This window comes from Bacillus sp. JJ1503 (genome assembly GCF_036965125.1).
GTDB lineage: Bacteria > Bacillota > Bacilli > Bacillales > Cytobacillaceae > Cytobacillus.
On record NZ_JBALOZ010000267.1, the window covers coordinates 1 to 7281 of the forward strand.

Annotated in this window: 3 protein-coding genes and 2 pseudogenes; all 5 read right to left on the reverse strand. The window is 37.9% G+C overall.

All coding sequences use genetic code 11. The features are described 5' to 3' along the window. Positions 1-442: GNAT family N-acetyltransferase (locus tag V7149_RS19575; RefSeq protein WP_335347272.1), on the reverse strand; the 442-nt coding region annotated here is incomplete at its 3' end. A 244-nt stretch (positions 443-686) separates the two neighbouring features. Next, a pseudogene (locus V7149_RS19580) lies at positions 687-2527 on the reverse strand (ABC transporter ATP-binding protein). After that, on the reverse strand, positions 2524-4746 hold the full coding sequence (locus V7149_RS19585; protein ID WP_335347273.1) for an ABC transporter ATP-binding protein: 2223 nt from the start codon (positions 4744-4746) through the stop codon (positions 2524-2526). Before V7149_RS19585 ends, V7149_RS19580 begins: the two are co-directional and overlap by 4 nt. Before the next feature lie 343 nt (positions 4747-5089). Continuing rightward, complete coding sequence (locus tag V7149_RS19590) at positions 5090-5710, reverse strand: TetR/AcrR family transcriptional regulator (protein ID WP_335347274.1); 621 nt, start codon at positions 5708-5710, stop codon at positions 5090-5092. A gap of 449 nt (positions 5711-6159) precedes the next feature. Then, positions 6160-7212: pseudogene (locus tag V7149_RS19595) on the reverse strand (ATP synthase beta subunit C-terminal domain-containing protein). Between the last annotated feature and the right edge of the window lie 69 nt (positions 7213-7281).

Here is a 7281-nt window from a genome sequence, read left to right on the forward strand (position 1 = left end):
GTTCTGGATGATGTCCATCCTCAATCTCCCCAGTTGGTTTAAAGCCTGCTTTTTCATATACACGCTTGGCAGCTTCGTTATTATAAATGACAGATAAATAAATTTCTTCGCATGAATACTTCACAGCCATTTCCTCAATAACTGCCCTTAAAATCGGCATTCCATAGCCCTTACCTTGATATGCATGTCCAAGCATTATGCTAATTAATTCATATCGTCCTGTTTCCTTGTTAAATCCATGTGAAGCAAAGCCAATTAATGTTTCACCATCATAAATTGCTCTTGGAAGGAACCCATATACTTGGCAAGCAGCAAGAAAAAAAGTGTTTGACCCTACCCATCTTTCAAAAATTTGAATTCTCTTTTCTTGATCGAAATCGGATTTTAATTTAATTACATCCCAAAAATTCTTTTCATTTACTTCAGATAGCTTAATATTCATATTTACTTCCTTTGCTTGACTTTTATTTTCATCCAGTTGGAGTTACACTATTTATTTCGCTTTCATAGTTACAATTTCCTTCTTATAGGTGTCCCACCAACAATTTGACAGAATTCACAACCTGTTTTTGTTAAAGCTAAATATCAATGTATATTCGCGTTGCTGGCGAAACCCTAATTTATATTAAGAAAAAGACTGTAAAGAAACCAGATTTCCATCGAATTCCTTAACAGTCTTCATACCTTTAAACTGCTGTATCGAACTGACTTTTGTACAAATTTGCATAAAATCCACTCTGAGCAAGCAACTCGTCATGTGTACCTTGTTCGACAATATCCCCTTCATGCATGACTACTATCAAGTCGGCATTCCGAATGGTCGACAGTCTATGGGCAATGACGAAGCTTGTGCGGCCTTTCATAAGGTTATCCATCGCTCTTTGAATAAGGATTTCTGTTCGTGTATCGACTTTGCTTGTCGCCTCGTCTAGAATGAGTATTTTGGGGTCTGCTAATATTGCCCTTGCAATCGTTAGCAGCTGTTTTTGACCTTGTGATATATTATCCCCTTCTTCATTCAACACCATATCGAATCCGTCCGGTAATGTTCTTACAAAATGGTCAACCTGTGCTGCGGTGGCCGCTTTCCTAACCTCGTCATCAGTTGCATCGAGCTTACCGTACCGAATATTGTTCGCTATCGTACCGTTAAACAGCCAAGTATCTTGTAGCACGATACCAAACAGAGAACGAAGCTCATTTCGATTAAATGATTGAATATTATGGTCATCGATCTTGATTGAACCGCTATTTACATCGTAAAAGCGCATGAGCAGTTTCATAATGGTCGATTTACCTGCACCAGTCGGTCCGACAATGGCTACTTTCTGACCCGACTTGATAGTGGCTGTAAAGTTACGAATAACAGGTTTTTCAGGTTCATAACTAAAGGAAACATGGTCAAACTCGACATTTCCTTCAATTGCCACATCTCGATTGCTTACCACCTTATTTTTACTTACCAAAAGAGCGTTTTCCTGCTCCGGTTTTTCTTCATCTTCCGCAAGAAATTCAAATACACGTTCCGCTGCAGCAGCAGTTTGTTGAAGTATATTGGAGATATTCGCAATTTGAGAGACTGGCTGCATAAAACTCCGCACGTATTGAATGAAAGCTTGAATACCACCGACCGTCATTGTACCAGTTACAGTCAAATATCCTCCAAGTATACAAATGACAACATAGATCAAATTTCCGATGAACATCGCAATCGGCATCATAAGACCTGATAAGAAATTCGCTTTCCAGGCCGATTTATACAATGCTTCATTGTGCTCGTCAAACTTTTTTTCCGAATCTCGTTCTCCGTTAAAAGCCTTCACTATTTCATGGCTACTAAACATTTCCTCTACATGGCTGTTTACATGCCCCAAATATTTCTGTTGATTTTTAAAATGAACTTGCGACTTTTTAATAATCCCAATAACCGAAATCATCGTCAGTGGGAGAATACAGATTGCCGCCAATGTCATTTGCCAGCTGATTGTGAGCATCATAATCGTAATTCCAATAAGTGAAGTGATTGATGTGATGATCTGTGTTAAACTTTGATTCAATGTTTGGCTTATTGTATCTACGTCATTCGTAATTCTAGAAAGAACTTCTCCGTGGGTTGTTTTATCGAAATAATTAAACGGTAATTTATGAATTTTTTCATTAATATCCGTTCGANNCCTTGCAAATAGGAAAACAACGCACTAAGTAAGTATAATCCGATGAGCCATAAAAGAATTTCACCAATTTTGCCGAAGTCAATCGACCCAATTCCAGCGATTTGGTTCATCACACCTGAAAAAAGTTCATCAGTCGCTTGCCCTAAAATCTTTGGCGATACAATTGTGAAAACCGTCGACAAAATGGCTAAAATCCATACAAATATAATCGTCCATTTGTAAGCGCCCAAATATTGAACAAGCTGTTTCATCGTCCCTTTAAAATCTTTTACTTTTTTACCCTGCATCATATTTGGCCCACCTCGCATACCGAAGTGCGAATGAGTATTTTGACTATTTCTCTTTTCGCTCACGCTAATTCCTCCTTCGATAGCTGTGATGAGGCAATTTCATAGTATTCAGGGCAAGTTTCCAGCAGCTCACGATGTGTGCCACGCCCAACAATGAGGCCCTTATCTAACACGAGAATTTGATCTGCATTCATGATTGTACTCACTCTTTGGGCGACTAGAATGATCGTCGCGTGTGACGTGTGTTCCTTTAACTCTTTGCGTAACATGGAGTCTGTTTTAAAGTCCAATGCGGAGAAGCTATCATCAAATATTAAGATTTCTGGTTTTTTCATTAAAGCACGTGCAATCGTGAGGCGCTGTTTTTGACCACCTGAAACATTGGCACCTCCTTGTGATATATTCGACGCAAAATTCTCTGGTTTTTCTTTAATGAAATCCATCGCCTGGGCAACTTTTGCTATTTCCTGCATTTCTTCATCCGTAGCGTCTTTTTTTCCGTATTTCAGGTTGAACTCAATGGTGCCTGATAACAATACGCTCTTTTGTGGGACATATCCAATCTTCGACCGCAATTCCGACTGTTTCACATCTCTAATGTCAACACCGTCAATTAAAATTTCGCCCTCATTCACGTCATAAAAACGTAAAGCAAGACTTGCAATCGTTGTCTTACCGGAACCTGTCGAACCAATTAATGCCGTCGTTTGACCCGGCTTAGCTGTAAATGAAATCTCATGTAATGCATCTTCATTGGCCCCTTCATAACGGAAGCTTACTTTTTTAAATTCGAGAAGGCCTTTGCACTTTTCGTTAAATGATTTTGGCTTTTCTGGATCGGTAATGGACACTTCCGTTTCCAGTACTTCCGCAATCCGACCGGCGGATACTGCTGCACGAGGGATCATAATAAACATCATCGATAGCATCATAAAGGACATCAAAATTTGCATGACATACTGCATAAACGCCATCATATCCCCGACTTGCATTGAAGAAACTGCAATTTGATGGGCACCAACCCAAACTACTAGTAAAGTGACGCCGTTCATAATGAGCATCATCATTGGCATCATAAACACCATTGCGCGAGTTACAAAAAGATTTGTCTTCGTTAAATCACTATTTGCAGCGTCAAATCGCTTTTTTTCATATTCCTGCGTACCAAATGAACGCACAACCATAAGACCGCTTAAATTTTCCCTTGAAATCAAATTCAATTTATCGACTAGTTTCTGAATGAGTTTGAATTTTGGCAGCGCAATCGCCATAAGGATTAAAATCAATCCTAGAAGGATGATTACAGCGAGCGCAATGATCCGGCTCATAGAAGCAGACTTATTGACAGCCATAATGATTCCCCCAATCCCGAGAATCGGTGCATAGCAAATCATTCGGACACCCATCATTACTAAATTCTGGACTTGTTGAATATCATTCGTACAACGTGTAATTAATGAAGCAGTAGAAAATGTATCCAACTCTTTTTTCGAAAAGCTCTCTACCTTCATAAACACTTGCTTCCGTAAATTCCGGGCTACGCCAGTCGCAATTCTGGAAGATAGCAATCCAACCAAAACGGTAGCGACCCCTCCAACAAGAGCAATGACTAACATATAGAAGCCAATTTTCATAATGTAAGCCGTTTGTTTCGCACCTAAATCGACGCCAAGTTCATCATAAAAACCTTTAGAAAGCATAATCCCGCTTTGTTTTTGCATGACATCATTTTTCACTGCTTCGTCATGCGCCGATTGAATTGTAGCATCTGGTAACGAATCCAGGACAGCTTGCATTCCGTAAATCTCTTTCATATTAATAGAGTTAGAGGAACTTTCTGTTGCATTCTTATCAGATGGCTGTGACAGTTCACGTAAAAAATTAATGAATGTCGAAGTTGCTGTACCAAATGCGGCATCTAAATTTTCGCTATCGTTTTTTCCTAACTCCCCTTTTACATAAAATTGTTGATCCGCATTAGGGTATAGTTTGCTGTAAGGCTCCCCATTCGAATTTTGATCTAAAGGGGAAACCAAAGAATAACTTTCTTCGATTATTTGTCTTTCATGCTCTGTCATGAAAGTAGTGATTAGCTTCATACCGTCCTCACTAATGGCATCTGGTGCGGCGTGCTCAATGCCACCTTGCTGAATCCCAACGTTGACGATTTCAGACATATAATTTGGCAAATTCAAATCACTAATTGCTTGCACAAACAAGAGCACGATCGCTAAAAAAATGCCTGTTAAAAAAGGCTTTAATTGCTTTGCCAACTTTCCCATGTCAATAGTCTCCTTTCCCATTCTTCTCTACCATTTCACTATAAAGCCACTGAATCGTTGAATAATCTTTAATTCCTAAATCGACCATCATAGACGGCGAGGCTACATTTAAAAGGAGTTATTTAAAAAGGATACAAATGCTCCGACAAAAAGAATCGCAAGCATAATATATGGTGGTTTTCTTTCCTGTATGTTGCATTCATCTATTTGTTATCTCCTTAGTTGAAAATTTCTTTTGATTTAGGCCGTTTACATATCTGTGCATCAACGCCCTGCTCTTTTAGTTTTTTAACAATACTCTCCAAATGGATACTCTCTTTTTTCACTGCTTTAAGAGAACCCATTAGTTTTCTTCCTTATATAATCCTCTTTTTAGCAGTTCCATTTGCTGAACATAACATTTTAAAGCTTCTTCATCCGTTAAGTCCTTTACGAACACTTGAATAAGGTTTTGAAAAGTGACAGCAATAATAATTTTTAACATATCATGAAGGTCTTGTTCATCATTTAAATTCAGATTTTTTGTATTTATTAAGCTAATCATAGTTAAATACTGGCTTTTCCTATTTTCTTGATAAATATTATTAGCTAATATATTTTCCATTTTATAATTCATATTTAAAAAGGCATTTTTAAGAAAGTTTTTGTGTTCTTGATTTCTGTGGTTTTGAATCATAAATAGAAATGAATCAATTAACGTTTCAAAAATATCCCCATTTTTCTCCTTTAAAAGCGCCATAAACCGATCATTATTTTTCTCTGAAATCCGATTTAACAGATAATAATATAGGTCCTCTTTCCCTTCAAAGTATTGGTAAAAGCTCCCTCTTGGGATTTCCGCTTCTTTGATAATATTGGCAATGGATGCTTCGTGTAAGGGAACTCGAGAAAACTCCTTTTTAGCAGCCCGAATTAAAGTTTCTTGTTTATCTTTAGGCAAGTGAAAAAATGTTTGATTTGGCATATTATTATTCCTCCTGTCAAACGGATGACACCGTGTCACATTTACTAATGAGCTGATTATATATGACACAGTGTCATGCGTCAACAAAAAAATGACAGCGTGTCACACAACTACTTTAATTACTAAATAACTATTTAGGCGTTCAATAATAAAGAGTTTGATGATATAAAAAAATAGGTGCACGTATCATTATTTCTTCAAGTTTACTTTGTGTATAGTGCGGGAACCCTGTCACTAATCCTTCATTACACGTATTAGCAAAAATTATTTACTTTGCCCTAGTATACTGACGCTATACTGGGCTTATTATTTGTAATATTTCCTTAACGTTGTAATCGTGTTTTTGCTGGTAGTACCCCCTATATAAAAAAAGAACCTACTAAATAGGTTCGAGAGTCCGGTGCTATACTTTAAATGCAATTTCGTAATTTTCTTTAAATTTCTGCAGTCTATGCATTTATTATTTGGCCAATATAATTTAATTGGTCTATTTCAACTGAATCGGCTGCTCCATCTAATATTTTTCTTACATCATTTAAGGTGTTCTGTAAACTAACAGACTCTCCCTTTTTCCCTAAATATGCTTCAGCTACATAAAATGGCTGTGTTAAATAAGCTTCAAGCCTTTCACCGCGCTTAAATGTTTGGACTTCAGATGCTGGGAGTCGCTCCATGCCCCCTACATTCACTAATGACCGGAGTTCACGATAGCGGCGAAGAAGCTTTTGGGCACGCTGCTAAATATTGAGATGATTATGATCGAGATATGCTCCTTCAAGAACGGAAGAAGTTGAATAGACTGGATTAACGGCAGGGAATTTGTGTCTTGCTGATAAATCTGCGTCAAATTGCCAAACGGTTTCCAACGGTCCATACGGTAAATCTTCATCTACTGCTTCCCCTTTTAAATCAACGAGAAAAGTTGTAACTGTATCGATATCATGCGCTTGCAATTTTTCTTGGAGCTCATAAATATCCCCTGTTAATACATGGCTCCTGTCAGCTGCAAATACAATCTCATTTGATTTTCCTTTATCAGCCATTGCTTCATAGGCTTCATCAATGGAATGAACGATAATATCTGAATTGACCTTCACATCGTTTAATTCTGGGTAATTCCCATCCGGTAAGAGCAGAATCGTGACAAACTGATCGTTCTTCAGTCTATAAAATATTTCTGAAAGTAAAACAAGCTGCCCCATTCCATGTCGAGCTACTAACCCAATTGTGCCTCCCTTGGCAAGTGGGGCAAATAAATCCAGCGTTTTAATCTTGGTCTCAATCATCTCAATCTTCTCCCCTCTAATGATTAATTCATCCAAAGTACATTCCGCAAGATCAGCAAGTGCCGCTAAAGTTCGAACTTCGCACCTACCAACCGGAATTTTTCCGGTACATAAATTAGAGACGGTTGCCGGGCGTAAACCTACAGATCTAGCAGCAGTAGTCAAGTTTGGTACCTTTCTTCGTAAAAGTGCCACATTCAATTTTAAGTTTTCCAGATTTTCCACCCCCTTACTTTATAAGGTAATTTATTTTACTTTAAAAATCAATATATTTTTACGCCTCAG